The 24,823-nt window shown below is 61.2% G+C and carries 23 protein-coding genes; 10 read left to right on the top strand and 13 right to left on the bottom strand.

Translation table 11 applies throughout. The annotated features are described in order from the left end of the window. Positions 1–58: 58 nt before the first annotated feature. Positions 59–3,226 carry a hypothetical protein gene (locus tag BXA01_RS26690; protein ID WP_157115981.1) on the top strand — a complete coding sequence of 1,056 codons (3,168 nt, stop codon included), beginning with the start codon at positions 59–61 and terminating at the stop codon, positions 3,224–3,226. A gap of 238 nt (positions 3,227–3,464) precedes the next feature. On the opposite strand, the gene BXA01_RS26685 is transcribed toward BXA01_RS26690, so the two are convergent. Genes BXA01_RS26685 through BXA01_RS26670 form a run of 4 tightly spaced genes read right to left on the bottom strand, consistent with a single transcriptional unit; the run spans position 3,465 to position 7,702 of the window. Beyond that, positions 3,465–4,427, bottom strand: a complete 963-nt coding sequence (locus tag BXA01_RS26685) for a sensor domain-containing diguanylate cyclase (RefSeq protein ID WP_071171843.1) — start codon at positions 4,425–4,427, stop codon at positions 3,465–3,467. 54 nt (positions 4,428–4,481) lie between these two features. After that, a complete protein-coding gene (locus BXA01_RS26680) occupies positions 4,482–5,060 on the bottom strand; it encodes a hypothetical protein (RefSeq protein WP_016774149.1) in 579 nt (192 codons plus the stop codon). A 1-nt stretch (position 5,061) separates the two neighbouring features. Further along, positions 5,062–7,224 (bottom strand): xanthine dehydrogenase family protein molybdopterin-binding subunit, encoded by a 2,163-nt coding sequence (locus tag BXA01_RS26675; protein ID WP_076567528.1) that lies wholly within the window; start codon positions 7,222–7,224, stop codon positions 5,062–5,064. Positions 7,225–7,246: 22 nt separating this feature from the next. After that, the gene (locus tag BXA01_RS26670; protein WP_010459764.1) at positions 7,247–7,702 is read right to left on the bottom strand and encodes a (2Fe-2S)-binding protein; all 456 of its coding nucleotides are present in this window, start codon (positions 7,700–7,702) and stop codon (positions 7,247–7,249) included. Between the two features lie 246 nt (positions 7,703–7,948). Here BXA01_RS26670 and BXA01_RS26665 point away from each other — a divergent pair, with 246 nt between their 5' ends. Further along, positions 7,949–8,779: an alpha/beta fold hydrolase gene (locus tag BXA01_RS26665; RefSeq protein WP_076567525.1), complete on the top strand. Its 831-nt coding sequence runs from the start codon at positions 7,949–7,951 to the stop codon at positions 8,777–8,779. Positions 8,780–9,089: 310 nt separating this feature from the next. Here BXA01_RS26665 and BXA01_RS26660 read toward each other — a convergent pair whose 3' ends face one another. After that, positions 9,090–9,482: a GFA family protein gene (locus BXA01_RS26660; RefSeq protein WP_076567522.1), complete on the bottom strand. Its 393-nt coding sequence runs from the start codon at positions 9,480–9,482 to the stop codon at positions 9,090–9,092. Positions 9,483–9,651: 169 nt separating this feature from the next. Between BXA01_RS26660 and BXA01_RS26655 the strand changes: the two genes are divergently transcribed. Then, the gene (locus BXA01_RS26655; protein WP_076567519.1) at positions 9,652–10,485 is read left to right on the top strand and encodes an AraC family transcriptional regulator; all 834 of its coding nucleotides are present in this window, start codon (positions 9,652–9,654) and stop codon (positions 10,483–10,485) included. Between the two features lie 84 nt (positions 10,486–10,569). Here the strand turns inward: BXA01_RS26655 and BXA01_RS26650 are convergent, their stop codons facing one another. From BXA01_RS26650 to BXA01_RS26635, 4 genes are all read right to left on the bottom strand, one after another. Further along, positions 10,570–11,157 carry a LysE family translocator gene (locus tag BXA01_RS26650; protein WP_076567516.1) on the bottom strand — a complete coding sequence of 196 codons (588 nt, stop codon included), beginning with the start codon at positions 11,155–11,157 and terminating at the stop codon, positions 10,570–10,572. Positions 11,158–11,377: 220 nt separating this feature from the next. Continuing rightward, positions 11,378–13,615, bottom strand: a complete 2,238-nt coding sequence (locus BXA01_RS26645; RefSeq protein ID WP_076567513.1) for an ATP-binding protein — start codon at positions 13,613–13,615, stop codon at positions 11,378–11,380. Next, positions 13,612–14,217 carry a biliverdin-producing heme oxygenase gene (locus BXA01_RS26640; RefSeq protein WP_076567511.1) on the bottom strand — a complete coding sequence of 202 codons (606 nt, stop codon included), beginning with the start codon at positions 14,215–14,217 and terminating at the stop codon, positions 13,612–13,614. Before BXA01_RS26640 ends, BXA01_RS26645 begins: the two co-directional genes overlap by 4 nt. 194 nt (positions 14,218–14,411) lie before the next feature. Then, on the bottom strand, positions 14,412–14,687 hold the full coding sequence (locus BXA01_RS26635; RefSeq protein ID WP_076567509.1) for a hypothetical protein: 276 nt from the start codon (positions 14,685–14,687) through the stop codon (positions 14,412–14,414). 161 nt (positions 14,688–14,848) lie between these two features. On the opposite strand from BXA01_RS26635, the gene BXA01_RS26630 reads away from it, so the two are divergent. Beyond that, entirely contained in the window at positions 14,849–15,967 is a 1,119-nt protein-coding gene (locus BXA01_RS26630) for a carboxylate-amine ligase (protein WP_076567506.1), read from the top strand. Here the strand turns inward: BXA01_RS26630 and BXA01_RS26625 are convergent. Further along, a complete protein-coding gene (locus BXA01_RS26625) occupies positions 15,949–16,380 on the bottom strand; it encodes a VOC family protein (RefSeq protein ID WP_076567503.1) in 432 nt (143 codons plus the stop codon). The two genes, BXA01_RS26630 and BXA01_RS26625, sit on opposite strands and share 19 nt — an antisense overlap. A 109-nt stretch (positions 16,381–16,489) precedes the next feature. On the opposite strand from BXA01_RS26625, the gene BXA01_RS26620 reads away from it, so the two are divergent. Both BXA01_RS26620 and BXA01_RS26615 read left to right on the top strand, forming a co-directional pair. Next, positions 16,490–17,572 (top strand): bifunctional transcriptional activator/DNA repair enzyme AdaA, encoded by a 1,083-nt coding sequence (locus BXA01_RS26620; protein ID WP_076567500.1) that lies wholly within the window; start codon positions 16,490–16,492, stop codon positions 17,570–17,572. Between the two features lie 57 nt (positions 17,573–17,629). Next, entirely contained in the window at positions 17,630–18,247 is a 618-nt protein-coding gene (locus BXA01_RS26615) for a DNA-3-methyladenine glycosylase family protein (protein WP_076567498.1), read from the top strand. Between the two features lie 44 nt (positions 18,248–18,291). On the opposite strand, the gene BXA01_RS26610 is transcribed toward BXA01_RS26615, so the two are convergent. Beyond that, complete coding sequence (locus BXA01_RS26610) at positions 18,292–19,227, bottom strand: LysR family transcriptional regulator (protein WP_076567495.1); 936 nt, start codon at positions 19,225–19,227, stop codon at positions 18,292–18,294. Positions 19,228–19,523: 296 nt separating this feature from the next. Here BXA01_RS26610 and BXA01_RS26605 point away from each other — a divergent pair, with 296 nt between their 5' ends. The 3 genes from BXA01_RS26605 to BXA01_RS26595 are packed head-to-tail and all read left to right on the top strand — an operon-like array spanning position 19,524 to position 22,105. After that, positions 19,524–20,222 (top strand): CoA transferase subunit A, encoded by a 699-nt coding sequence (locus BXA01_RS26605; protein WP_076567492.1) that lies wholly within the window; start codon positions 19,524–19,526, stop codon positions 20,220–20,222. A gap of 24 nt (positions 20,223–20,246) precedes the next feature. Next, on the top strand, positions 20,247–20,912 hold the full coding sequence (locus BXA01_RS26600; RefSeq protein ID WP_016774134.1) for a CoA transferase subunit B: 666 nt from the start codon (positions 20,247–20,249) through the stop codon (positions 20,910–20,912). Between the two features lie 11 nt (positions 20,913–20,923). Then, the gene (locus tag BXA01_RS26595; RefSeq protein WP_076567489.1) at positions 20,924–22,105 is read left to right on the top strand and encodes an acetyl-CoA C-acetyltransferase; all 1,182 of its coding nucleotides are present in this window, start codon (positions 20,924–20,926) and stop codon (positions 22,103–22,105) included. A gap of 219 nt (positions 22,106–22,324) precedes the next feature. Here BXA01_RS26595 and cobF read toward each other — a convergent pair whose 3' ends face one another. Beyond that, a complete protein-coding gene (gene cobF, locus BXA01_RS26590) occupies positions 22,325–23,080 on the bottom strand; it encodes a precorrin-6A synthase (deacetylating) (protein ID WP_076567487.1) in 756 nt (251 codons plus the stop codon). Beyond that, positions 23,080–23,490, bottom strand: a complete 411-nt coding sequence (locus tag BXA01_RS26585) for a histidine phosphatase family protein (protein ID WP_331717086.1) — start codon at positions 23,488–23,490, stop codon at positions 23,080–23,082. Before BXA01_RS26585 ends, cobF begins: the two co-directional genes overlap by 1 nt. A gap of 477 nt (positions 23,491–23,967) precedes the next feature. Here BXA01_RS26585 and BXA01_RS26580 point away from each other — a divergent pair, with 477 nt between their 5' ends. After that, a complete protein-coding gene (locus tag BXA01_RS26580) occupies positions 23,968–24,822 on the top strand; it encodes a MurR/RpiR family transcriptional regulator (RefSeq protein WP_016774129.1) in 855 nt (284 codons plus the stop codon). Position 24,823: the final 1 nt, after the last annotated feature.

Raw genomic sequence — 24,823 nt, 5'->3', positions numbered from 1 at the left:
ATGCCTGCAGAAAAGCTCGCCCAACTACATATGTACCGCCAACCACCCTGCCCTGCCTTTGATACTCGGCGCTCGATGCTTATCAGCCGCCAGGGAGGCGCAGATGAACGACACACCGGTACATGAACAGACGCTGATTCACAATCTCATCGCAGAATTGACCGCCGTACCGGTGGTCAGCGCCGCCACGCCGGCGCGCACGCTGGAGGTTCCCCGTGCATGCCGGCTGCGCGAATGGATGGAGCTTTACTGGAGCGCCCTCGAACGCCCCGAATTTCTGGACTGGGCCAGTGGCTTTAACATCGATCTGGACACCCTGCAGATCAAGGGCGATACCCTGCAAGCGCAAACACCCTCGAACGGCTCCAGCGACGTTCGCACGTTCACTCTGGAAGATGATTCGGGCTGGTGGCAGATGGCGCCGATGCTGCTGTCGATTTCCCAGCGTATCGATCCTGCGGGGCTGGGCCTGCCCTACATCGGCGGTAAATCCGCCAACCCGCTGTATCGGTTTCCACGGCAAGTGGTGCTGGCGTTCTACGGTTACCCGGAGCCGCAAAACCAGATTCAGGCCCGAGTCATCCTCGCCGAGCTGAAGAAAACCGGTCTGGCGGCCATCGATGAAAACGGCAAAAGCACGTCGGCGGTGGTGAAGGAACGCAACGCGCAACTGGAAGACTTTCGGGCGATCGCCGATCGAATCGATGAAGTGCTGCTGGCGAGCGACCCTTTCGAGCAGCGAGGCTTTCTCGACTCGCCGGTAACGCTCACTTCGGCCTCTGTTTCCGCGCCGGCCAGAGGGCCGCGCCTCAAACTGGGCGAGCTTCTGGGCCGCTATGAGTTTGCGTTGCCGCTGGATGCTCGCGAAGCCAAGGCACTTGCGCAACGCCTGCGCCAGCAAAGCTGGCCGGCGCTGCCCTACGTCAGCGATTACGTGCAAAGCAACGACCCCATCGGCAGTTATCGTGAAGAATTTGGCGCTCTGGAAGATAACCGGCACATCGTGCGACGCCTTGAAGCGCTGAGCTGGAACAAAGCGCCCAAGGCCAAAATCGATTACGAGGAAATCAGCGAGCCCCATCCGGATTCTGCGCTGGCGGGACGGATGAAGTATGGCCAGCGTCAATTGCAAATACTCAGCGCCGATGAGGATTTTCAAGCCATCCTGCAGCAGCACGGACTGCCCGCCGACAGCCAATTGCTCGTCACCGAATCCGGTCATGTCGGTACCGCCAGCGTAAAAGGCTGGGTCACCCTGACGGCGCAGGTGGAAAAACAGGCTGATCTGAAACTCTTTCGCGACCAGCTCAAGGCCAAGGCAAGCAAAGCCGGCGGCGCCCTGCGCTCAAGCGGTAAAGTCACCCTTGGGCAAATGCTGCGCTTCTACAATCTGCTTTTGCCGAACACTGTCGAGCAAGCCCTCGCGCTGGTGAAATGGTTCAGGATCAATCTGCACACCCGCCCAGGGCATATGAATCACTGGTATCTGCTGGGTCAGCCGTGGACACAAACCGAGCGGTTCACGGCGCAACAGCGTCAGAGCATCATCGACACCACACAGGCGTTTTTACCCGTAGACTCGCCGCCGTTGATCGACTACCTCAGTGAGGATGTCGATACCAATCTGCCGCTCAAAACGCTCCAGGCCAAAGCCGACTACCTGATCAGCCGTATCCTGATCACACCGCGCGCGCAAACGCTGGGCAATCTGCTGGTGAAGAATCTGGGTGCTCCGGCGCAGGAGAAACGCCTGCTGGCCACCAACCGCGATCGCCTGTTGCTCGCTGCATTGATTCTCAGCCTGGAGCCGAACGCGGGTGAGGATTTGAACCGTATTGTCGTGCAACGTCTGGAGGGGCGTGATTTCTGGGGCGACAGCTATGACGAAGTACGCCGCTTCATTGATCGGCAGCCCGCTCTTGCATCGGTCAAAAACAAGACGTTGGCGACCCATCTGTTGTTGTCCGGTATAGCGCCGGAGTTTCTGACCCGGCATATTCCGCCATCACTTTGTTACATGAGTTGTTCGCGCTGGGTACGGCTGAAGCAGGTCGTGCTGTATATCGAAAGCCATATGCCGGGTGTGGCACGCCTGATGAGCTATGAGCAACTGAGCCAACTGACCAAAGGCCCGGCCCCCACGCACTTCTACAAATTCCTGCGCGAGGATTCCTGTGCCTCACTGGTCGTTGACTGGGCGGTTGCCAGAGGGCTGATCCAACGCAACGCCGAATTTCCGGTGACTGTTTATGACGCCACGACGCTGAAGCAGGCCGATGTCCTGTTCCGCAATCACAATCGCCTGTTGAATGATCTTTATCGGCGGGCGTTCCTCTCGGCACCGCCCACTCCCGTCACGGTTGCCCTGGCCGATCTGCGCAAGGTGTTCAGCGATTCCCCCTACCTCACGGAGAAGGCGCTGTTTGTTGCAGACGCCGACACGCAGGCCTCTGCAGCGCATTACTCGCTGAGCGAATTGCATGTCGCCGGCAAGCTGACAGGGAAGCTGGCGGGATGGCAATCGAGCAATGCACAGTTGCAACTGGCCCCCATGCTTGCCTCGTTGCCCAGACTGCACAATGTGGCGACCTACTTCCATGCGGCACTGAGCGCACGCCTGAGGCAAATGAAGGACGCTCATAGCGCATTTCTCAAGGAAGCGTTCTGTCGCTTGCCGTTCGCGCAGCGAATCGACATCGAAGACCACGAGCTGGAACTGCTCGCCCTGCGACCAGTATCGGCAGCCATGGGCAAGCTGGCTGACGCCAGCAACGCGCCATTCGGCATTTTGGCGCTGCTGCGTGGGAGGCCAGCCAGAGTCTTCGAGATTTTCACTGGCAGGAATGAGGTGGTGCTGCGTCGCGATATCGACCTTGCATTACTCAAACCATCGGGGGCAAATGATGCGGCGAAATCGCTGCCCCTCGACGCCGAAGCCTACAGGCACGGCTCCCAGCCTCGCTTGAATGCCACTTGTAACGCGTTCATTACTCGCCTCAATATTCAGGGCGCCCCCCTGGCGCAACAGGAGCGCGCCGCCGTGCCCGATACTTTCGCCTCCAACACAGTCAACGCCATCGCCAGCACCGCTGTCCGGCATCTGTTCGATGCCTTTAAAGCACAAGCCTTGCAAGACGCATTGCGCGTGCCCGAACTCGAGGATGCCGCTGCGAGTCACGAGAAATGGCTGGCGCTTTACCAGAAGCTGAGCCCGCCCAAGCGCTGAGCACTGGCGAATCCGGCGATAGATCGACTGACGCCTTCGCGAGCAGGCTCGCTCCCACAGGTTTCGAAGGCGCGGAGGATTTTCAGTTCAGCACCATTTCTGTGGGAGCGAGCCTGCTCGCGAAGACATTCGATCAGCCAGCATCAAATTGCCTGACCCACCGCCATCGCGGGCAAGCCCGCTCCCACGGGATTCAAGGGAGTCTGTGGGAGCTGGCTCGCCAGCGATGGGGCCGTTACTAACAGCCTTTCAGAGCTTGCTTGTGCGCATACATTGCGCCATCCGCATCGGCCAGCAGGCGATCAACGGTTTCGTGGCGTGTGGGGTCGTATTCGATCTGGCCGACGCTGAAACGAATCGCATAACCACGGTGCAGCGTGGCGTTGCGCTCTTCGAGGATTTCTTTGAGCCGCGCCATGATCCGCGTGGTTTCAACGTGGCTCGAGCCGGTCAGCAACGCGACGAACTCATCACCGCCCAAGCGCCCGACCACATCGCTCTCGCGAAAGGCAATGCGCAACACATCGGCGAAGGTCTTCAGCGCGCTGTCGCCTTCGGCATGGCCGTACAGATCGTTGATCTGCTTGAAGTCGTTGAGATCGAAAAACAACAGTGTCGCCGGTCGGTTCAAACGTGCGCAGGCGTCCAGTGCGTGCTGGGCCAATTGCTTGAAACCACGGCGATTGGACAGCAGCGTCAACTCATCCATGCTCGCCATCTGCACCGCCATCAACTCTTGCTCGGCCATCTCCGCGAGGTCACGCAGCAGCGCGCGCTCTTCGTCATCGAGATGGCGAGGTTTGGTATCAATCAGGCACAGGGTGCCCATTTTGTTACCGTCCGGCACCGTCAATGGATAACCGGCGTAAAAGCGAATATTCGGTGCGCCAGTGACCAACGGGTTGTCATGAAAGCGCAAATCTTCCAGCGCATCGGGCACCAGCATCAGCTCGTTTTGCAAAATCGCATGGCCGCAGAACGAGACATCGCGGGACGTCTCGCTGACATCCAGACCCACACAGGACTTGAACCACTGGCGATCCGTGTCGACCAGCGTGACCAGGGCGATCGGCACGTTGAACAAGCGCTTGGCCAGGCGCGTCAGACGATCAAAGCGCTCCTCCGGCGCTGAGTCGAGGTTGAGGCCATGCAGCGCGTCGATACGTGCAGCTTCATTGGCAGGTTTTCCGGGCACCAGCATGCGCACACTCCGTAGACAGTCATGCGTTCAGCGTAGCGCTTAATCGACGGGGCATCACATCTGCGCCACCGGACACGGCCCGCCGGCATCGGCCCAGAGTTTGAACTGCGCGACGAAAATATCGTGCGGCACCGGCACCGGTGCGCGCCCTGCCCCGGGATTCCAGCCCCAGAGCACCAGTTTGTCTTCGCTGACGTGTTTTAACAGTGCGGCAAAATCCCGGTCGCCGTTGCTCGCGCGGTCCTTGATCATCGCGCAGAGCTTGTCCGAGGGCAGGCCGATCCAGGCCATTTTGTGTGCCGCTGGCGGCAGGCTCCAGTGCGGCGCACCCGGCGGCGCATGGGGGCCATAACTGGCCGGCGGATTGCTTTCGGCGTGACAGGTGGCGCAGGGCAAACCGGCGGCGCCCTTGCCATCCATGCCGCGCACCACATTCATCGCGTGGGGGATGCCGGCGTCGAACTGCAACGGCGAATCGCCGGGAATGTGGCAATTCTGGCAGCGCGGGCTCTGAAAGACTTTCTGCACCGTGCCAAAGGCTTTCAGAGCTTCCTGATCCTCGGCAAACAGGTCCGAGGCATAGCCACCAAGACCGAGCAACACGACGGTGCCCAACACAAGATGTCGTTTCATCTCACACCCCCGACAGTTGCAGTGGCAGTTCGCGCAGGCGTTGCCCGGTCAAGGCGAACACGGCGTTGGCCACGGCCGGCGCGGTCGGTGGCACGCCGGGCTCACCGATGCCGCCGGGTTTTTCGCTGCTGGGGACGATATGCACTTCCACCACCGGCATTTCGTTGAGCCGCAACACCTGATAATCGTGATAGTTGGATTGCACGACGCCGCCGTCTCTGACGGTCAGCTTGCTATGCAGCGCCATGCCGAGACCGAAGGTAATGCACGATTCCATCTGCGCGGCGATGCTCTGCGGATTCACTGCAATGCCGCAGTCCACCGCGCAGACCACCCGATGCACGCGGATCGCCAGATTGTCCTGCGACACCTCGGCAACCTGCGCCACATAGCTGCCGAACGACTCGTGTACCGCCACGCCCAGAGCATGCCCGTCCGGCAACGGCGCGCCCCAGTTGGCCTTCTCCACCGCCAGATTGAGCACGCCGAGGTGTCGCGGGTGCGCCTTGAGCAACGTGCGTCGGTATTCCACCGGATCCTTGCCCGCCGCCGTCGCCAGTTCATCGATCAGCGATTCCATGACAAAACCCGTGTGGGTATGGCCCACCGAACGCAGCCACAACACATTGATGCCGGTGTGCGGCGAATGCAGATCGACCTGATGATGAGGCAGATCCTTGATATACGGACTGTCGGCCACGCCCTCGACCGAGGTGGCATCGATGCCGTTCTTGACCATCGCTGCCTCGAGCATCGTCCCGGCCATGATCGACTGGCCGACCAGCACATGCTGCCAGCTCATCGGCAAACCATCAGCGCCCAGTCCGACCTGCGCCTTGTGCAGATACATCGAGCGGTAGTAGCCGCCGCGAATGTCATCCTCGCGCGCCCACACAGTTTTCACCGGCAAGCCCGCTGCTTTCGCCACTTGCACGGCTTCGGCGACGAAATCCGAAGTCGGATTGGCACGGCGACCGAAGCCACCGCCGAGAAATTCCGTGTGAATTTCGACCTGCTCGGGCTTAAGCCCGGTGATCTTGCTGGCGACCATTTGGTCGAGGGTCTGAAACTGCGTGCCAGTCCAGATTTCGCATTTGCCGGCGCTGATTTTCACCGTGCAATTGAGCGGCTCCATCGGCGCGTGGGCCAGATACGGCACGCTGTATTCGACCTCGATTTTCTTCGCGGCTTTGCCGAAATTGGCCTTGGCGTCCCCCGCCTGAGTGGCGGAAGTGCCCGGCGTCGCTGCCAGTTTGCGGAAACTCTCCAGCAGCTTTTCACTGCTCATGTCGGCCAACGGCCCCAGGTCCCAATCGACCTTCAGCGCATCACGGCCCAGCTTCGCCGCCCAGAAATGCTCGGCCACCACCGCCACGCCGCTGGGCACCTGCACCACCTTGTGCACGCCGGGAATGGCCAGCGCTGCGGCGCCTTCGAAGGATTTCACCGTGGCGCCAAACACCGGCGCGCGGGCGACCATCGCGGTCATCAGCCCCTCGAACTGCACGTCCATGCCGAATCTGGCGCGGCCGGTGATCTTCTCCGGGGTGTCGAGACGCTTGGTTGGTTTGCCGATGACTTTCCAGTCCTTGGCTTCCTTGAAAGTGATGGTTTTCGGGTCAGGCACCGGCAGTTGCCCGGCGGCATCGGCCAGTTCGCCGTAGGTCGCGCGTTGGTCCCCGGCGATGACCACGCCGGACTCCGTGCGAATCGTCGACGGGGCGACGTCGAAACGTTTCGCCGCCGCTTCCACCAGCATCTGACGCGCCGTCGCCCCGGCCAGTCGATAGCGGTCGAATTCCATCCAGGTCGAGGTCGAGCCACCGGTGATCTGCATGCCGCCAAACGCCGGCAAACCGTAATCCGCCGCCGAGGCTGGCGAGTGCTCTACGCGGATTTTCGACCAGTCGGCGTCCAGCTCCTCGGCGATCAGCATGGTCAGGCCGGTCCAGATGCCCTGGCCCATTTCTGAATGGCCGAGCAGCACGGTGACGCTGTTGTCCGCCGCGATGCGCAGGAACGCGTTGGGCGCGAAGGTCTTGTTCTGATTTTCTGCCGCCCGGGCAAAGCGGTTGGCCCCGGGCACCACAAACGCCACCATCAGGCCGCCGCCCAGCACGGCGCTGCCCTTGAGAAATCCCCGACGCGATAGCGGACCGTTCATCGTTCATCTCCCAGAGAATGAATCAGCCGATTTCGGCGGCGCGTTTGACCGCTGCACGAATGCGCGGATAAGTGCCGCAGCGGCAGATATTGCCGGAGAGCGCCTGATCGATATCGCTGTCGGTGGGCTTGGGAATTTTCGCCAGCAACGCGGCGGCGGACATGATCTGCCCGGACTGGCAATAACCGCACTGCACCACATCCAGCTCGGCCCAGGCCTGCTGCACCGGGTGCGAGCCATCGGTGGACAAGCCCTCGATGGTGAGGATTTTCTGTCCATGGGCAACGGCAGTCGCCGGGGTGATACAGGAGCGTAATGGCGCGCCATCAACGTGCACCGTGCACGCGCCGCACTGGGCCATGCCACAGCCGAACTTGGTCCCGGTCAGGTGCGCGACATCGCGCAGAACCCAGAGCAGCGGCATGTCGGCGGGGACATCGAGCTCCTGATCCTTGCCATTGATATTCAGGGTCAGCATCGGTGATTTCCTCAGACTCACGTATTGCAAAGGGGCGTCGCTGTGGTCGGAAAAACCTACGGACGCCCGCGCTTATCCCTTTCAGCAAAGCCTAAATTGCGCAGCAAGCCAGATGTTGTGACCAGCGGTCATGCAGACCCCGGCATTGCTCCTACAGTTGATAACGGCTCGCACTGAGTCGTCGTATCTCTGCGCAACCGGCCCGCGAACCTCGCGGTTGTCCATCACAGGTCAGGAGTAACGAATATGGGCTTTGTCACCACTCGAGACGGCGTCGACATCTTCTACAAGGACTGGGGGCCGCGCGACGCGCCGGTGATCCACTTCCACCACGGCTGGCCGCTCAGCTCGGATGACTGGGACGCGCAGATGCTGTTTTTCCTGGCACAGGGCTTTCGGGTGATTGCTCATGATCGACGCGGACATGGCCGCTCGAGCCAGGTCTGGGACGGCCACGACATGGACCACTACGCCGACGATGTGCTGGCGGTGGTCAATCATCTGGGTACGAGCAACGTGGTGCATGTCGGCCATTCCACCGGCGGCGGCGAAGTGATCCATTACATCGCCCGGCATGGTCAGGACAAGGTCAGCAAAGCGGTATTGATCAGCGCCGTGCCACCGCTGATGGTGCAGACCGAAAGCAACCCGGGCGGTTTGCCGAAATCGGTGTTCGATGGCTTTCAGGCGCAGTTGGCGTCGAATCGCGCGCAGTTCTATCGCGATGTGCCGAGCGGACCTTTCTACGGCTACAACCGCCCGGGCGCCGAGCCGGCGGAAGGAATCATCGCCAACTGGTGGCGCCAGGGCATGATCGGCGGCGCCAAGGCGCATTACGACGGCATCGTCGCGTTCTCGCAGACTGACTTCACCGAAGACCTGAAAAAAGTCACCGTGCCGGTGTTGGTGATGCACGGCGAAGATGACCAGATCGTGCCCTACGCCAACTCCGCACCGTTATCGGCGAAACTGCTGCCCAACGGCACGCTGAAGTCGTACCCGGGATTTCCGCATGGCATGCCGACCACGCAAGCGGAAACCATCAATGCGGATTTGTTGGCGTTTATTCGCGGTTAACAGAACTGAGGGTGTGCCCATAGCAGCGGACACCACAAAACAAATTGTGGGAGCGAGCCTGCTCGCGAAAGCGTTCGTTCAGCCACTTGCATATTGACTGACCCAACGCCTTCGCGAGCAGGCTCGCTCCCACAGTTGGAATTGGGTATTCCCCTCGGAGACTGGTCGGCTGGAAGGCCGCCATCGCTGGCAAGCCAACTCCCACAGGGGTCAAGATAGATCCGCTATTCATTCGTATCTTTGAGATAGCTATCGCGAGCAGGCTCGCCCCCACAGAAATCGCAGGCGTGCTGAAGGCTGAATCGATCCCCTATCCCTCTGCCCGCCCTTTGCCTTCACGATCGCCCCGGTAATGCCTGGCCAGCGGGAAATCCGGCAACCACGATTCGCGCCGCACAATCCAGCTCTCATAGGTCGGCTTCAACTGATCCGGCGCATCCAGCGCGCCGAGGTTCACCTCAACCTCATCACCACTGCGATTGAACACCGAAGAACCACAGCGCGGACAAAAGTGCCGCCCCTGGTACTCATGGGTTTCGCCGGTAATCGTCACCGCGTCTTCAGGAAAAATCGCCGAGGCATGAAACAGCGCACCGTGGACCTTGCGACAGTCCAGGCAATGGCACATCCCGACCCGGTAAGGCTCGCCAGAGGCTTGAAAACGCACATCGCCGCACAGGCATCCGCCGGTAAATGCAGTCATGGTTCAGCTCCATCGCGCCCGTGGTGTCACGCCCCCCAGAGCCTATAACAGTCGGAGCTGCAATGCAGGCGAGTGTTTCAGATGAAAGAACTCAATGTTGCTGCACTGCAACGGGCATTCGCTGGCCAGAGCTAATACACTCAGACGCTGACCTGCCGGGACGATCACGATGAAACGCGCCACAGCGAAAAACCCCGCGAAAGCCCCGCGTTTCTGGCGCGACGACGCCCTGCCCTTCATCGAAGCGCGGGCCATCGCGGATGGGCGTGAAGTCTGTTATGCGCGGCATTCCCATGCGCACTTTTCCATCGGCGCAATCACCGCCGGGCGCAGTACCTATGTGCATGAGCAAGCGCAGTATGAGGTGGCGGCCGGCACCGTGGTGCTGATGAATCCCGGCGATGTGCATGCCTGCAATCCGATCGATGATCAGCCTTGGTCGTACGTGATGTTGTATGTCGAAACGCCGTGGCTGACGGATTTGCAGCATCAGCTGGGGTTTGCGGAGGAGCTGGAATTTCGACGGTTCTCCGATACGCATCTGACCGATGCCGAGCTGTTTGGCAAATTGATGGGGTTGTATGAGGTTTTGCTCGACGACCAAATGGAGGCACTGGCGAAACACAGCGCAGCGGTTGAGTTTTTCAGTGATTTGCAGGGGCGCCTTAATCCGGCGGACGAGCCCGTTGCCGAACCAAATTTCAAGCTGGAGCGCGCCGCTGATTTCATCCGTGGACATTGCACCGAAGTGCTGAGCCTCGAAGCGATTTGCGCGGCGGCGCAGCTGTCGCCGTCGTACCTGATTCGCGCGTTCAAGCAGCGCTACGGGATGACGCCCCATGCCTTCCTGGTCAACCAGCGCATCCAGTTCGCCCGCGAGCGCTTGCGCAGCGGCCAGTTGATTGCCGATGTCGCGCTCCAGGCCGGGTTTGCCGATCAGGCGCATTTTCAGCGAGCGTTCAAACAACATCTGGCGGCGACGCCGGGGCAGTATCGCGGCTGACTTCATACTCAAAGTTGAACACTGCCCCCCCCCTGTGGGAGCGAGCCTGCTCGCTCCCACAGGGGATTGTGGTGGGCCTGTGAATCAAGTGGACAGCAAATAAAGCGCACTCACCGCCAGCATCAACGCCATCAACCGATTGAACCAGCGCATCCCCGCCGCATTGCTCAGATACCCGCGCAAAAACGTCCCCGCATAGGCCCAGCAGCCCACCGACAGATAGCAGATCACCAGATACACCGCCGCAAACTGCCAGACCAGCCGCGCCTCGCCGTCGGCGACAAACGCGCCCATGCCGGCCACGCATGCCAGCCAGGCCTTGGGGTTGAGCCATTGCATCACCGCACCATAGAGCATCGACGGCGCGCGGCCGGATTCGCTGGCGTGCAACTGGCCGTCATCGCTGGCCAGTTTCCAGGCCATGAACAACAGAAACGCCACCCCGGCCCATTGCACCACGCGGGTCATGAATGGCCACAATTGCAGCACCTCATGCAGGCCCAGGCCCATCAGCACCAGCAACAGCACAAACCCCAGCGTCGCCCCGGCCACATGCCGTTGGCTGGCGCGGAAACCGTACTGCGCGCCGGAACTCAAGGCGACGATATTGACCGGCCCCGGGGTGATGGATGCGGCGAGGGCAAACGCCGCCATGGAAAGAATCAGACTCATTGCACACCTGCTTCAAACGAGGAACGAGGTGGCTACGGTAGCGAGCGGGGGATTTGCGGTATTGAAGAAAATGACCCTGAGGCTGCGAATCTGATCGTTCCCACGCTCTGCGTGGGAATGCAGCCCGGGACGCTCTGCGTCCCATTCAGAGCCGAACGCAGAGCGTCCGTAGAGGCATTCCCACGCAGAGCGTGGGAACGATCGAAACCTACAGGGCCACTCAGGCCAGGCGCGGCACGGTGAAGCGGAATTCGCTGCCCTGCCCCGGCTCGCTCTCGGCGACGATCTGGCCGCCATGGGCTTCGACGATGCCTTGAGTGATGTACAAACCCAGGCCAGTGCCGGTCGGGTTGCCTTCCTTTATCGTCCAGTAACGATCGAACACATGCGGCAAGTGCTCCTTGGGAATGCCTTCGCCACTGTCACGCACGATAAACACGATCTCGTCGCCCACCGATTTGGCGTGCACGCCCACGGTGCCCATGCGCGGGGTGAATTTGATGGCGTTGCCCACCAGATTCGACAGCACCTGAAACAGCCGCTCGGGGTCGGCGTGGATGCGCAGGTCAGGATCGGCCTGGAAGGAAATGCTGATGTCCTTGTCATGGGCCAGCGGCGACAGCAACGCTTGGGCCTCTTCAAAGATGTGCCCGACCTCCAGCGCCTGCGGGGTGATGGAGTAGCGCCCGGCGTCGATTTTCGAGGTATCGAGCAGGTCTTCCAGCAACGTGTTCATCCGCGCCGTGGCCTGCTGCATGGTGTCGATCGCCGTGGAAATACGCCGCGAGGTGTGCGCGCCTTCCGAACTGAAGGTTTTTTGCATCATGCCGCAGAGCATGGAAATCACCGTCATCGGGTTGCGCAGGTCATGGGAAACCACCGCTACCAGATCATCGCGCGCCTGCACAGCCGCCTGCTCGCGACGTACCTGACGGGCCAGATCGTTTTCCAGCGCCGAACGGCGCAGGTCATTGGCGGCGAACCGGTCACCGTGGCTCCACTTGGTGGAAATCCCGGCCATCTCGACTTTCCAGATTTCGAACGAAGTACGCGGACGCAGGCGCATCCCGGCATCGGAGTTTTCCAGGTCCAGCGGCTTGCGCGGGTCGCCGCTCCAGTTGATGTTTTCCTTCACTTCCGGACGGAACCACAGCACGCCGTTGTCCACCGGTTTCGGCAGGCTCATGGCAAGCACACCACTGGCTACCGACTGATACTGCGCCGCAGGTGGGTAAACGCTGGACAGGTGATGGCTGGCGAACACCGGCTCGCCGCGCGCCTGCAACCACTTGTGCAGCGCGCGAATTTCTTCCGGTTCAGGGCAGTTGCCGTAACGGTGCAACTGCTTGTCTTCGATGATCGCGATGCCGCCGGCATTGACCAGCGCCATCAGCGTCGCTGGCTGCTGGGCGAGGCCGTCGAAAACATTTTGCGGCGAATCGACCATCGCCTGATTGAGCCGCGCCAGCGCTTCGACCTTCTCTTCACGCTGACGGGTCAACTCAAGGGTTTCCATGGCGCTGATCTGCAATGAAAGGACCTGGCCGATGGTCTGGCAAGCCATGCGCAATTCATGCGGCACGTGCAGCGGCTGGCGATTGCCGCAGCTGATCAGGCCCCAGAGCTTGTCGCCCTTGAGCAGGGAAATGCTCATGGACGACAGCACGCCCATGTTCTTCATGTACTGGCAGTGAATCGGCGAGACGCTGCGCAGCGTGGCGAAACTGAGGTCCAGCGGCGTCTGCGTGTCCGGGCGCAGCTTCGGCACCAGTGGCACCGGCTGATAATCGGCGTTGGGGATGATCCGCAGCCAATTGGTGCGATACAGCTCGCGCGCCTGCTCGGGAATGTCCGAAGCCGGGAAGAACAGGCCATTGAACACTTCCATCGACGGATCGGACGCTTCGGCGATGACCTGACCGTGGCCCTCTTCCTCGAAACGATAGATCAGCACCCGGTCGTAACCGGTCATCGCCTGGATTTCCTTGACGCTGATGTCGTACAGGGCCTGCAGCGTGGTCGCCGCTTGCAGGCGCTGGAGCATGCGACCCAAGTGAGTGCTGACCCCGGCGACGTTGCGCGGCTGGAAATTCTTCACATGAATTTCCAGCTCGAGAATCAGCACGCCCTGATGGCGGTGCAGCAAACCTTCGAATTCAGTGCCGTTGAGCTCGAATCGCAGCGGCGCCGCCTCGGAAAACGCTGCCTGCTGCAAGGCTTCGAGCACGTGCGCAGTATGTTCGGCGCCGATCAGGCTGTGCAGCGGCTGGCCGATCAAGGATTCGGGCGCGCGGGCCAGCAGGGTTTCGACGTTGGCGCTGACCTGGATGATCTGCAGCGCAGGCTCGGTCAGAGTAAGCAGCAAACCATGGGGCTGAATCGCGCCGGGAAAGCGGATCGGCTCGTCGGCACAGTTGGCCAGCAGTTCTTCAAAGGCTTGTGGGTCTTGCGGGTTCATGCCAGTACCTCCTGGCGCTCGAGCCACTGCTCGAAACAGCTGAATGTGGTTTGTGCTGCGCTGACCACGTCCGCGCGTTCGCTGGCCGCCATGGGCCGGTTGCTCAGGTATTCGATGAACTCGCGCCAGCGCCGCCCGGTGGCCGCGCCGTAGACATCGAGGAAGGCAGCGCCATTGTCGGCGTCCAGATTCAGCCGCGCGGCGATCTCCCGACGCAGGATCTGCCCGCCGAGGGTCGCGCCTTCGAGCACGTACAAAACGCCGAGACTGGCGGCGCTGGAGTCGATCACCGGCAAGTCCTCGCACAGCGGCAAATCATTGGTCGTCGCGCCCAGTGCGCGCAGGTCGGCGTGCAAGGTATCGGCCTTCAAACGAGGCGTCAGATCGAAATCATCCGGGACAGCGCCACTGGCGAGCAACGCCCGTTCCAGCGGCTGATAAAAACCGTAATAGGCCGCCATCAAGCGCTCGAATGCGGGGGTATCGAGGGTATCGGTAAAAAAAGGAAGGCGTTTTTCCAGTGCGATGTGCAGTTCGGCTGTGCCGGCCCGCAGATCTTGCAGCACCGGTGGCACATAAACCTCACGGGCCTTTGCTTGCATGTAGATCGCTCTTGGTGGGACCCGGCAGGGGCCATTCTGGGTGGGCTCGACGTGGGGGGAATTTATCACGCCACGCGGCTTTTTCTGCCTGCCGAAGCGTTTTTTCTGTCGAACTGCGACCCTATGACAGGTTCAGAGTGGCGCCGGATCAGAAAAGTTCGACCGACGCCATTATCCTGCCACTGCTGACCACCTCAATCAGCGCCGTCGTTCTGCACCGATGGATCGCCGTTGGCCGGTACGCTGTTGTCGGCAACGGGTTTCGAAGGATTGTTCTTTTCGGCGCCGGGATAACCGGGCAGACCGCGAGTATCGTCCGGCGTCATGACATCCTCGTTATCGCGACTAACGTCCCAGTCGGTGGTGGCGTTGGGGTCTTCATCGCGCCCGGCCGTGCCGATGGCGAAGCCGTCGTCGTTGGGATTGACGGTTTGGTTAAGCGCTTTGTCGTTGCTGGATGGGTTGCTCATGTCTGCCTCCAGAACACGTTGATCGGACTTGTTTGGAAACGCCTTGGCCGCTCAAGTGCAATGGACAAGACCAACGGTGCATTCGCGGGGCACTGGTCGCCTGGCGTGAACCACCGCAACGGCGCACGGTTCTCAAGAGAAACACTTGCTCGAGCACCGTCATGAGCCACCCGCGATTCGGCATTGAGGAAGAGTACTTTCTCACTGACCTGCAGAGCCTGCGCATGATCGGCAGTCCGCCGCCACAGGCCATCGAGGCTTGCCGGGCGGCGCTGGGTGTGTGGTTTGCCACAGAGATGTTTCAGGGCCAGATCGAAGTGGCTTCGCCGGTATTCAGCGATTTCGAGCACGCCAGTGATTTTCTGCGTGGCAGCCGTCAGGCCTTGCGCGCGGCCCTGGAGCCATTTGCTCTGGGCGTGCTCAGCGCCGGCAGTCATCCGCTGGCCGACTGGCGCGAGCAGGTTCCGACCGACGAGGAACATTTCCATCATCTGTTCGAGCGCTACGGCCATGTTGCCCGGCGCAGCGTGTTGTCGGGCCTGCATGTGCACGTCGAGGTGATCGAGCCGCTGGATCGCATCGCCGTGATGAGCGAAGTCCTGCCGTGGACGCCGCTGCTGTTGGCACTGAGCTGTTCGTCGCCGATCTGGGATCGCGCCGCCAGCGGCTTCATGAGCTATCGGCAGACCGCGTGTGACGAGTGGCCACGCATGGGCATCCCGCCGCTGTTCGCCGATCAGCGCCATTACGACGAACACTTGGCGTTGCTCATGCGCATCGGCGCGATCAGCCAGCCCGGCGAGTGCTGGTGGGGCGTGCGTCCGGCCGCGCGTTTTCCGACCCTGGAACTGCGCATGACCGACGCTTGCCCTCGGGTCGATGATGCGCTGACCCTGGCGGCGTTTTTCCGCGTATTGGTGGCTCATGCCAGTGCACAGCGGCGGCCCGGATTGCTGTACGACCAGACCGCGCGTTCGATGCTGGAGGAAAATCGCTGGCGGGCCAAACATCAGGGGATTCACGCGCGCTTTTTGGTCGAAGGCATCGACGGCGACTGTTCGCTCGCGCAATGGCTGGAACTGGCCGAGCAGCGTTTTGCCGAAACGGCACAGGTATTGGGCGCGGCGCAGTTGTTCGAACGTGCCCGGGCGATCATCGACAGCGGCACCAGCGCCGATCGGCAACTGGCGCTGTTCAATCTGGCCTCTGAACAACCGCAAAACGGCCGCTCGGCCCTCGGGCAAGTGGCCGAGCTGCTGCTTCAGGAAACCGCTGGCTGATCGCTCTCGGACGGGCCTTTGAGTTCGACCTGATTGCCGTCCGGGTCGAAACAGTAAAGCGACAAGCCGTAACCCTCGGCGCCGAAACGCCTGGCGGCTTGTTCAACGGTCAGCCCGAACGATTGCAGATGGGCGATGAGCGCGGCTTCGTCGAACGGTTCTATGCGCAGGCAGAAGTGGTCGACATTGCGCTTGTGCGCATCAGCGGCGCCGCCGCCCTTGCGCCCGAGTTCGCCCGCCAAATCGACGAGATCGATCATCGACTTACCGGCCCGCAGGTGCACCAGCCCCAGCGGCTGGTTATGCCTGACCACTTCGGCGCCGAACACCTTGGCGTAGAAATCGATGCTGCGTTGCAGGTCGGCGACGCGCAGAACGATGTGATCGATGCGCTGAATGGAAAACGGATGCATGGGTTGGCTTCCTCGAAAGCGGCGACCCGCCCATTGTGCTGCACAAGGGAAAAAATTCACTGTCGATTTTTCGGTGGAGCCATCGACAAAGCGGATTTACTCTCTGGCCATGAACATACCAGCCGCTGCCCTGCCGCCCCACGCCGAAATGGTTCGCGCCATGCTCGAGCGCGACACTGCCTATGAAGGCGTGTTCTTCACCGCCGTGAAAACCACCGGGATCTTTTGCCGTCCCAGTTGCACGGCGCGCAAGCCGAAACCGGAAAACGTCGAATTCTTCGCCCACGCCGACGAGTGCCTGTGCGCCGGTTACCGCGCCTGCCTGCGCTGCAAACCGCTGGACGCAGCGGCCATCGCCCCGGACTGGGTGCAGCGCCTGCTCAATGCGGTGGACGCCGATCCCGAACGGCGCTGGAGCGATGCGCAATTGCTCGCCGAGGGTATCGAACCGCTGAAGCTGCGACGCTGGTTCAAGCAGCACTTCGGCATGACCTTCCACGCCTGGCTGCGCACACGTCGCCTCGGCATGGCCCTGGGCGGGATCAGGCAAGGCACATCGATCGATCACGCGGCGTTTGACTCCGGCTACGAGTCGCTCAGCGGTTTTCGCGATGCGTTTCAGAAGTCCTTCCACATCACCCCGGGCCGTGCGGCCAACAGTGAGCCGTTGCTGTTCACCCGCCTGACCACGCCGCTGGGGCCGATGATCGCCATGGCCGAGCGGCGCGGGCTGGTGTTGTTGGAGTTTCTCGATCGACCGGCGCTGACCCGCGAGGTCGAAGCCCTGCAAAACCGTTACGGCTACGCGATTGCACCGGGGCATAACGCCCACTTGCAGCAGATCGAGGTGCAACTGGCGGATTATTTCGCCGGCAAACTCACTCAGTTCAGCGTGCCGCTGCACCTGCCCGGCAGCGCTTTTGCCCGTGAGGTGTGGGCGGCGCTGCTGCAAATTCCCTATGGCCACACCAGCACCTACGGCGCCATCGCGGCGGGCTTGGGCAAACCCGGCGCCAGCCGTGCCGTCGGCCTGGCCAACGGGCACAATCGCCTGTCGATCGTAGTCCCGTGCCACCGAGTGATCGGCGCAGACGGCTCGCTGACCGGTTATGGTGGCGGACAACCGCGCAAGGCATTCCTGCTCAGGCTGGAAAATGCTGCGCTGCAAATGACTCAACAATTGGCTTTTTGAGCCATGCAATCCACGCGCAAACAGGGATTTCGATGAGTACGTTCGAATCACCGCAACATGGCTGACACGTATGAGATGGCCAGCGCTTTTCTGGCCGCGATAGACACTGACTGGCAGCGCCATGTCAGCGCCGTCGGCCCGTGCCTGCATCAGCCACATCCGGCGCGCGATCCCTATGAATCGCTGGTCCGGGCGATTGCCTATCAGCAACTGCACGCCAAGGCCGGCGATGCGATCCTTTCGCGTTTAGTGGGGTTGTTTCCCGGTCAGGTGTTTCCACGCCCTGAGCAGATTCTCGCGACTGAGGTCGAGCAACTGCGCGCTTGCGGATTTTCAGCCAGCAAGATCGCGACGATTCAAGGGATCGCCCAGGCGACGCTGGACGGCGTGGTCCCCGACTACCCGACTGCACGGGCGATGGACGATGAAACCCTGATCGAACGCCTGACCAGCCTGCGCGGTGTCGGCCGCTGGACCGTGGAGATGCTGTTGATCTACAGCCTCGAGCGCATGGATATCCTGCCGGAGGATGATTTTGGCGTGCGCGAGGGTTATCGGCGCCTGAAGGGACTGGAGGTGCAGCCGACGCGCAAACAGATGATCGAGATTGGCCAGGCGTGGAAGCCTTATCGGACGGTCGCGGCCTGGTATCTGTGGCGCGTGGCCAAGGCTTAGACCGCGTTATCGTCCTTCGCGAGCAGGCTCGCTCCCACACTGAATCAGCGTTCGGCGCTCTGTTTCCGCGCTTCTGGGGTGAGGGGGAAATCGAACTGGCGCTGCAAATCTTCCGCCTTGAGAATCTCGAACAACGCCTGCGCCGCCGCCGACAGTTCATTGCCCGGCTCGGTCAACACGCCAATCGCCCGTTCGACAGAATCATTCAAGGTCAGGCAATGCGCACCGAGCTCGCGCATCTGCCCCGCGCACAATGCCGGCACCGCGCTGACCCCAAGCCCGCTGGCAACCATTCGCCCGACGGTCGCCAATTGATGGCTCTCGAACTCCACCGGCAACTTCATTCCGCGCGCCTGCAAATGCTCTTCCAGCATGACCCGCACGGTCGATGGCCGCTGCAGGGTGATGAACGATTGTTCCAGCAAGGTCTGCCAATCGATGTCGGCGCGACCGGCCAGCGCTGAATCGGCCGGCACCACGGCGACAAAGCGATCGACATACAAAGGCGTGAATGTCATCGAAGTGCTCTGCATCGGCGCGAACGCCACACCGAGTTCAACCTGACGATCGCGGACCATTTCCAGCACTTGCTCGTTGATCACGTCGTTGACCGTGACGTTGACGTTCGGATAACGCGCGCGGAAGCTCTTGAGGATCGGCGGCAGCAGATTGCCGGCAAATGACGGCATCGCTGCCAGCGTCACGCGTCCGCGTTGCAGGCTGAAACGCTGGCGCATCTCGTCTTCGGCATTGTCCCAGTCGGCGATCAAGCGGCGCGCCAGCGGCAGCAGGGACTCGCCTTCCGGGGTCAGCGCGACATTACGCGTGTTGCGGCTGAACAGGCGCCCGCCCAGCCCCTCTTCCAGCGCTTTGATGGTCAGGCTCAGCGCTGACTGCGACAGGTGCAGACGCTCGCAGGCCACGGCGAAGCTCAGGCTGTGGGCCACGGCGAGAAAGGCACGGATCTGTTTGATGGTCATGGTCGCTTTGCTCCAGTTGCAAGCTGCAAGCGTCAAGCTGCAAGCCGTGATGCGATGGCCCTGATCGTTCCCACGCTCCTGCGTGGGAATGCAGCCCGTGACGCTCCGCGTCACTGGACGCGGAGCGTCCCAGGAGGCATTCCCACGCGGAGCGTGGGAACGATCATCGCCGAACGCGTATTAGTGAGATTTATCAATCAATCAACCGCAAAAATCAACTTAACAAATATATTCCACAGAGAGACACTCCAGTCATTCGGCTAGCCAGCCGCCCGCAAATAATAAAAGAGGTGCCTATGGCAGGTTTCGACAAGCGTGTGTATTCCTACGAGGAAGCGATGGCCGGGCTGGAAGACGGCATGACCGTCATCGCCGGCGGCTTTGGCCTGTGCGGCATCCCGGAAAACCTGATCGCCGAGATCAAGCGCAAGGGCACCCGTGACCTCACCGTGGTTTCCAACAACTGCGGCGTTGATGGTTTCGGCCTTGGCGTGCTGCTCACCGACCGCCAGATCAGCAAAGTCATCGCCTCGTACGTCGGCGAAAACAAGCTGTTCGAAGAGCAACTGCTCAAGGGCGACATCGAAGTCATCCTCACCCCGCAAGGCACCCTCGCCGAAAAAATGCGCGCGGGCGGCGCCGGCATTCCGGCGTTCTTCACCGCCACTGGCGTTGGCACCCCGGTTGCTGAAGGCAAGGAAGTGCGCGAGTTCAAGGGGCGCAAATACCTGATGGAAGAATCCATCACCGGCGACTTCGCCATCGTCAAAGGCTGGAAGGCCGACCATTTCGGTAACGTCGTTTACCGTCACACCGCGCAGAACTTCAATCCGCTGGCCGCTACCGCCGGCAAGATCACCGTGGTCGAAGTCGAAGAAATCGTCGAGCCCGGCGAACTCGACCCGACGCAGATCCACACCCCGGGCATCTACGTCGACCGGGTCATTTGCGGCACGTTCGAAAAACGCATCGAACAGCGCACCATCCGCAAATAATTCAGGCCTTCGGAGAACAACAACATGGCACTTACCCGCGAACAAATGGCTCAGCGCGTCGCCCGCGAAATGCAGGACGGCTACTACGTCAACCTCGGCATCGGCATTCCGACCCTGGTCGCCAACTACATCCCCGAAGGCATGGAAGTCATGCTGCAATCGGAAAACGGTCTGCTCGGCATGGGTCCGTTCCCGACCGAAGAAACCATCGATGCCGACATGATCAACGCCGGCAAACAAACGGTGACTGCGCGGATCGGCGCGTCGATCTTCAATTCCGCCGAATCCTTCGCGATGATCCGCGGCGGCCATGTCGACCTGACCGTGCTCGGCGCTTTCGAAGTGGATGTGGAAGGCAACATCGCTTCGTGGATGATCCCAGGCAAACTGGTCAAGGGCATGGGCGGCGCGATGGATCTGGTGGCCGGCGCCGACAACATCATTGTCATCATGACCCACGCCTCGAAGGACGGTGAGTCCAAGCTGCTGGCCAAATGCAGCCTGCCGCTGACCGGTGCCGGCTGCATCAAGCGCGTGCTGACCGACCTCGCCTATCTGGAAATCGAAAATGGCGCTTTTGTCCTCAAGGAACGCGCACCTGGCGTCAGCGTCGAGGAAATCGTCGCCAAAACCGCTGGTAAACTGATCGTCCCGGATCACGTACCGGAAATGCAGTTCGCTGCCCAGTGAGGAATTCGCACATGCAAGACGTCGTCATTGTTGCCGCCACGCGTACCGCGATCGGCAGTTTTCAGGGCTCCCTGGCCAATGTATCCGCAGTAGACCTAGGCGCGGCGGTGATCCGCCAGTTGCTCGAGCAGACCGGCCTCGACGGGGCGCAGGTCGATGAAGTGATCATGGGCCAGGTGCTCACCGCTGGCGCCGGGCAGAACCCGGCACGTCAGGCCGCAATCAAGGCTGGCCTTCCCCACGCCGTACCGGCCATGACCCTGAACAAGGTTTGCGGTTCGGGCCTCAAGGCTCTGCACCTGGGCGCGCAGGCGATCCGTTGCGGCGACGCCGAGGTGATCATCGCCGGCGGTCAGGAGAACATGAGCCTGTCCAACTACATCATGCCGGGCGCGCGCACCGGTCTGCGCATGGGCCACGCGCAAATCGTCGACACGATGATCAGCGATGGCCTGTGGGATGCGTTCAACGATTACCACATGGGCATCACTGCCGAGAATCTGGTCGACAAATACCAGATCAGCCGCGAACAGCAGGACGCCTTCGCTGCCGCTTCCCAGCAGAAAGCTGCCGCTGCGATCGAGGCCGGGCGCTTCGTTGATGAAATCACGCCGATCCTGATCCCGCAGCGCAAAGGCGATCCGGTGGCGTTCAAGGTCGACGAGCAGCCACGCGGCGATACCAGCGCAGAATCTCTGGCAAAACTGCGTCCGGCGTTCAAAAAGGACGGCAGCGTCACCGCTGGCAACGCCTCGTCGCTGAACGACGGTGCCGCCGCTGTGATTCTCATGAGTGCCGAGAAAGCCAAAGCGCTGGGCCTGCCGGTTCTGGCGAAAATTGCTGCGTACGCCAATGCTGGCGTCGACCCGGCGATCATGGGCATCGGCCCGGTATCGGCGACCCGCCGCTGCCTGGACAAGGCCGGCTGGAACATCGACCAGCTCGACCTGATCGAAGCCAACGAAGCGTTCGCTGCGCAATCGCTGGCCGTGGCCAAGGACCTGCAATGGGATCTGGACAAGGTCAACGTCAACGGCGGCGCCATCGCCCTCGGTCACCCGATCGGCGCATCAGGTTGCCGCGTGCTGGTGACATTGCTGCACGAAATGCTCAAGCGCGATGCGAAAAAAGGTCTGGCGACCTTATGCATCGGCGGCGGTCAGGGCGTGGCTTTGGCGCTGGAACGCAGCTGATACGGAGTTCAAGGTTGACGGCGGATCCACGACATCCGCTGTTGGCTGGCAACAAAAAACCCGGTGCGATTTGCGTTGCACCGGGTTTCTTTTTGCTTGTCCCAAATCGGCGGTGAATGTTCTTGTCCCTTCGCGAGCAGGCTCGCTCCCACATTCTGCAACGCATTTCCCTGTGGGAGCGAGCCTGCTCGCGAAAGCGCTTGCTCAGGCGCCAACCACTCAAGGCTTGCGTAACAGATAGGTATCCATAATCCACCCATGCTCCGCTCGCGCCGCCTTGCGCACCCGTTCGATCTCATCGGCCACATCCGCCAGCCGGCCGCTGAGGAGAATCTCGTCCGGCGTGCCCAGGTAAGCGCCCCAGAAAATCTCGGTCTGCCGATCCGCCACCCGCTGGTACGAATCCTCGGCATCGAGCATTACCACCAGACTGTCCGCTTCACTCACCTGCCCGGCCGCCAATCGCCGGCCTGTGGTGATTTCTACCGAGCGACCAATCGTGTTCAAAGGTATTTTGTGCTGCGCAGCCAGGGCCTGAACGCTGGTGATCCCCGGTATCAATTCGAATTCGAATTCACAGCGACCGGATGCCTGAATAGCTTGAAGGATGCGCAGCGTGCTGTCGTACAACGCTGGATCGCCCCAGATCAGAAATCCGCCGCACTGGCCGTCGGACAATTCATCATTGATCAGCCGCTCGAAGGTTTGCTGCTTGGCGCGATTGAGTGCATCGACGCTCGCCGTGTAGTCGACATCGCCGCGCTCGCGCTCCGGACTGCTGGCTTCGACAAAGCGATGAGCGTGGTCGGTGATGTAGCGCCCGCAGATCTCCCGGCGCAGATCGATCAGCGTCTGCTTGCTCTGGCCTTTGTCCAGCAGAAAGAACACATCGACCCGATTCAGCGCTTTCACCGCCTGCATCGTGATGTAGTCCGGATTGCCGGCGCCAATGCCGATGACCAGCAGCTGTTTCATCAGAATTCCTCTTCAAGGGCCATGCCCGGCAAGCGTAGACGCCAGATGCCATTGAAGCGCAAGTCGATCATCGCCAGCGGCTCGATGTCGATTGCATTGAACGCCGCGCCTTGCAGCACCTGCATCAGCGCCGCGCGCATGACGAACGGATGAGTCACCGCCACCACATGCCCAGGCGTTGCAGCGATGGCGTCCAGCCACTTCGCCACCCGCTGCGTCAATTGCCTGACCGATTCGCCGCCATGGGGTGCGGCTTCAGGATCGGCCAGCCAGGCTTGCAAAGCCTGGTTTTCGTTGGCTTGCAGATCCTTGATCGACTGGCCGTGCCAGCGTCCCCAATCGCAATCGCGCAGGGCTTGATCAATCTGCGCATCGACGCCAAACCATGCCGCCGTTTGCTGAGTTCTCAACTCCGGGGCACACACCAGCCGCCGTGTTACCGCCAATCGCGCCCTGAACGCGTCGGACGGAACAGCCAGATTTTCAACAGGCTCGTCCGTAGGAAAACGCGCCAGTTTCTGTGCGATGGTTCGCGCATGGCAAATCAGTGTCAAACGGCTACTTGGCACGAGCAGGTTCTCGGTCGAAAGATAAAACAAACAATGGCACATAGCCGATACGCGTCGCATTGTGCCGTAAAACCTTGGCCTTCAGGGCTGTCACCGCTCGTCGCTGAGCTTGGGATAGGCAATGTCTGACACAACAATTGGCAAAGGACTACAACAGCGCGTTACTTCGACGTAGCCCTTATTACACGGGCACCTTGCACACTTTTGGTGCTCGGAAAACCTGTACAAAAATTAGCTAGACATGTAGCACCCATTACATAAATACTCGTTTAACGGATTGTGAAACGAATTCGACACCCCCATCCAGCAGGAGCCCGGATGCCCCCTCTCAGAGACCTGATCACCGACCCCGGCCTGGACCTGACGCCGTCGGAGCGCAAAGTCGTTCGCGCCCTGCTCGATCAGTATCCGCGCAACGGTCTCGGGCCTATGGCGCGACTGGCCGAACATGCCGGTGTCAGCGATCCGACCATCGTGCGTCTGGTGAAAAAGCTCGGTTTCGGCGGTTATGCCGAATTCCAGGAAGCCCTGCTCAGCGACATGGACCATCGCCTGCGTTCACCGCGCACCTTGTTGCAGCCGCGTTCGCAGCAGAACAAAGACGATGCCTGGGCGCATTACCTGGCCGACAGCCAGCGTTTGCTGGTCGACACCCAAGCCCTGACCCAGCCTGAGGACGTGCGCATCCTCGTGGAATGGCTGCTCGACAGCCGCCATCAGGTCTACTGTTTCGGTGGCCGCTTCAGCATTTTGCTGGCCAATTACCTGCTCAACCACTTGCGTCTGCTGCGTCCCGGCTGCTTCGCCCTGGAAGACAACGCCCTGCTGCCCGACCGTTTATACGATCTGCAACGTCAGGACGTGGTGCTGGTGTTCGACTACCGGCGCTATCAGACCCAAGCTTTGCGCGTTGCGCAGGCGGCGAAAAACAATAACGCGCGGGTGGTGCTGTTTACCGATGTCTATGCCTCGCCGCTGCGCGAATTGGCCGACCTGATCATCAGCGCGCCAGTGGAATCGGCGTCGCCGTTCGACACCATGGTACCGGCGCTGGCGCAGGTCGAGGCGTTGATTGCCTGCCTGACCTTGCGCGTGCCGGACCCGGCCGATCGCCTGGAAGGCATCGATGCCCTGCGCAACGATTTTGCGACTCACCTGCTGGAGGACAAATAAG

It is taken from the genome of Pseudomonas sp. B10 (genome assembly GCF_900156235.1).
GTDB lineage: Bacteria > Pseudomonadota > Gammaproteobacteria > Pseudomonadales > Pseudomonadaceae > Aquipseudomonas > Aquipseudomonas siliginis.
The sequence above is the reverse complement of the archived record's forward strand: the minus strand, read 5'-3'. Positions and strand labels throughout refer to the sequence as shown.

What these genes read in the sequence shown, in the direction of transcription:
- BXA01_RS26685 (WP_071171843.1), bottom strand. Translation starts at nt 4,427, where the DNA reads ATGCTGGTGCCCGGAAAACCTGCCAATGAAGCTGCACGTATCGACGCG.
- BXA01_RS26680 (WP_016774149.1), bottom strand. Translation starts at nt 5,060, where the DNA reads ATGAAACGACATCTTGTGTTGGGCACCGTCGTGTTGCTCGGTCTTGGT.
- BXA01_RS26675 (WP_076567528.1), bottom strand. Translation starts at nt 7,224, where the DNA reads ATGAACGGTCCGCTATCGCGTCGGGGATTTCTCAAGGGCAGCGCCGTG.
- BXA01_RS26670 (WP_010459764.1), bottom strand. Translation starts at nt 7,702, where the DNA reads ATGCTGACCCTGAATATCAATGGCAAGGATCAGGAGCTCGATGTCCCC.
- BXA01_RS26665 (WP_076567525.1), top strand. Translation starts at nt 7,949, where the DNA reads ATGGGCTTTGTCACCACTCGAGACGGCGTCGACATCTTCTACAAGGAC.
- BXA01_RS26660 (WP_076567522.1), bottom strand. Translation starts at nt 9,482, where the DNA reads ATGACTGCATTTACCGGCGGATGCCTGTGCGGCGATGTGCGTTTTCAA.
- BXA01_RS26655 (WP_076567519.1), top strand. Translation starts at nt 9,652, where the DNA reads ATGAAACGCGCCACAGCGAAAAACCCCGCGAAAGCCCCGCGTTTCTGG.
- BXA01_RS26650 (WP_076567516.1), bottom strand. Translation starts at nt 11,157, where the DNA reads ATGAGTCTGATTCTTTCCATGGCGGCGTTTGCCCTCGCCGCATCCATC.
- BXA01_RS26645 (WP_076567513.1), bottom strand. Translation starts at nt 13,615, where the DNA reads ATGAACCCGCAAGACCCACAAGCCTTTGAAGAACTGCTGGCCAACTGT.
- BXA01_RS26640 (WP_076567511.1), bottom strand. Translation starts at nt 14,217, where the DNA reads ATGCAAGCAAAGGCCCGTGAGGTTTATGTGCCACCGGTGCTGCAAGAT.
- BXA01_RS26635 (WP_076567509.1), bottom strand. Translation starts at nt 14,687, where the DNA reads ATGAGCAACCCATCCAGCAACGACAAAGCGCTTAACCAAACCGTCAAT.
- BXA01_RS26630 (WP_076567506.1), top strand. Translation starts at nt 14,849, where the DNA reads ATGAGCCACCCGCGATTCGGCATTGAGGAAGAGTACTTTCTCACTGAC.
- BXA01_RS26625 (WP_076567503.1), bottom strand. Translation starts at nt 16,380, where the DNA reads ATGCATCCGTTTTCCATTCAGCGCATCGATCACATCGTTCTGCGCGTC.
- BXA01_RS26620 (WP_076567500.1), top strand. Translation starts at nt 16,490, where the DNA reads ATGAACATACCAGCCGCTGCCCTGCCGCCCCACGCCGAAATGGTTCGC.
- BXA01_RS26615 (WP_076567498.1), top strand. Translation starts at nt 17,630, where the DNA reads ATGGCTGACACGTATGAGATGGCCAGCGCTTTTCTGGCCGCGATAGAC.
- BXA01_RS26610 (WP_076567495.1), bottom strand. Translation starts at nt 19,227, where the DNA reads ATGACCATCAAACAGATCCGTGCCTTTCTCGCCGTGGCCCACAGCCTG.
- BXA01_RS26605 (WP_076567492.1), top strand. Translation starts at nt 19,524, where the DNA reads ATGGCAGGTTTCGACAAGCGTGTGTATTCCTACGAGGAAGCGATGGCC.
- BXA01_RS26600 (WP_016774134.1), top strand. Translation starts at nt 20,247, where the DNA reads ATGGCACTTACCCGCGAACAAATGGCTCAGCGCGTCGCCCGCGAAATG.
- BXA01_RS26595 (WP_076567489.1), top strand. Translation starts at nt 20,924, where the DNA reads ATGCAAGACGTCGTCATTGTTGCCGCCACGCGTACCGCGATCGGCAGT.
- cobF (WP_076567487.1), bottom strand. Translation starts at nt 23,080, where the DNA reads ATGAAACAGCTGCTGGTCATCGGCATTGGCGCCGGCAATCCGGACTAC.
- BXA01_RS26580 (WP_016774129.1), top strand. Translation starts at nt 23,968, where the DNA reads ATGCCCCCTCTCAGAGACCTGATCACCGACCCCGGCCTGGACCTGACG.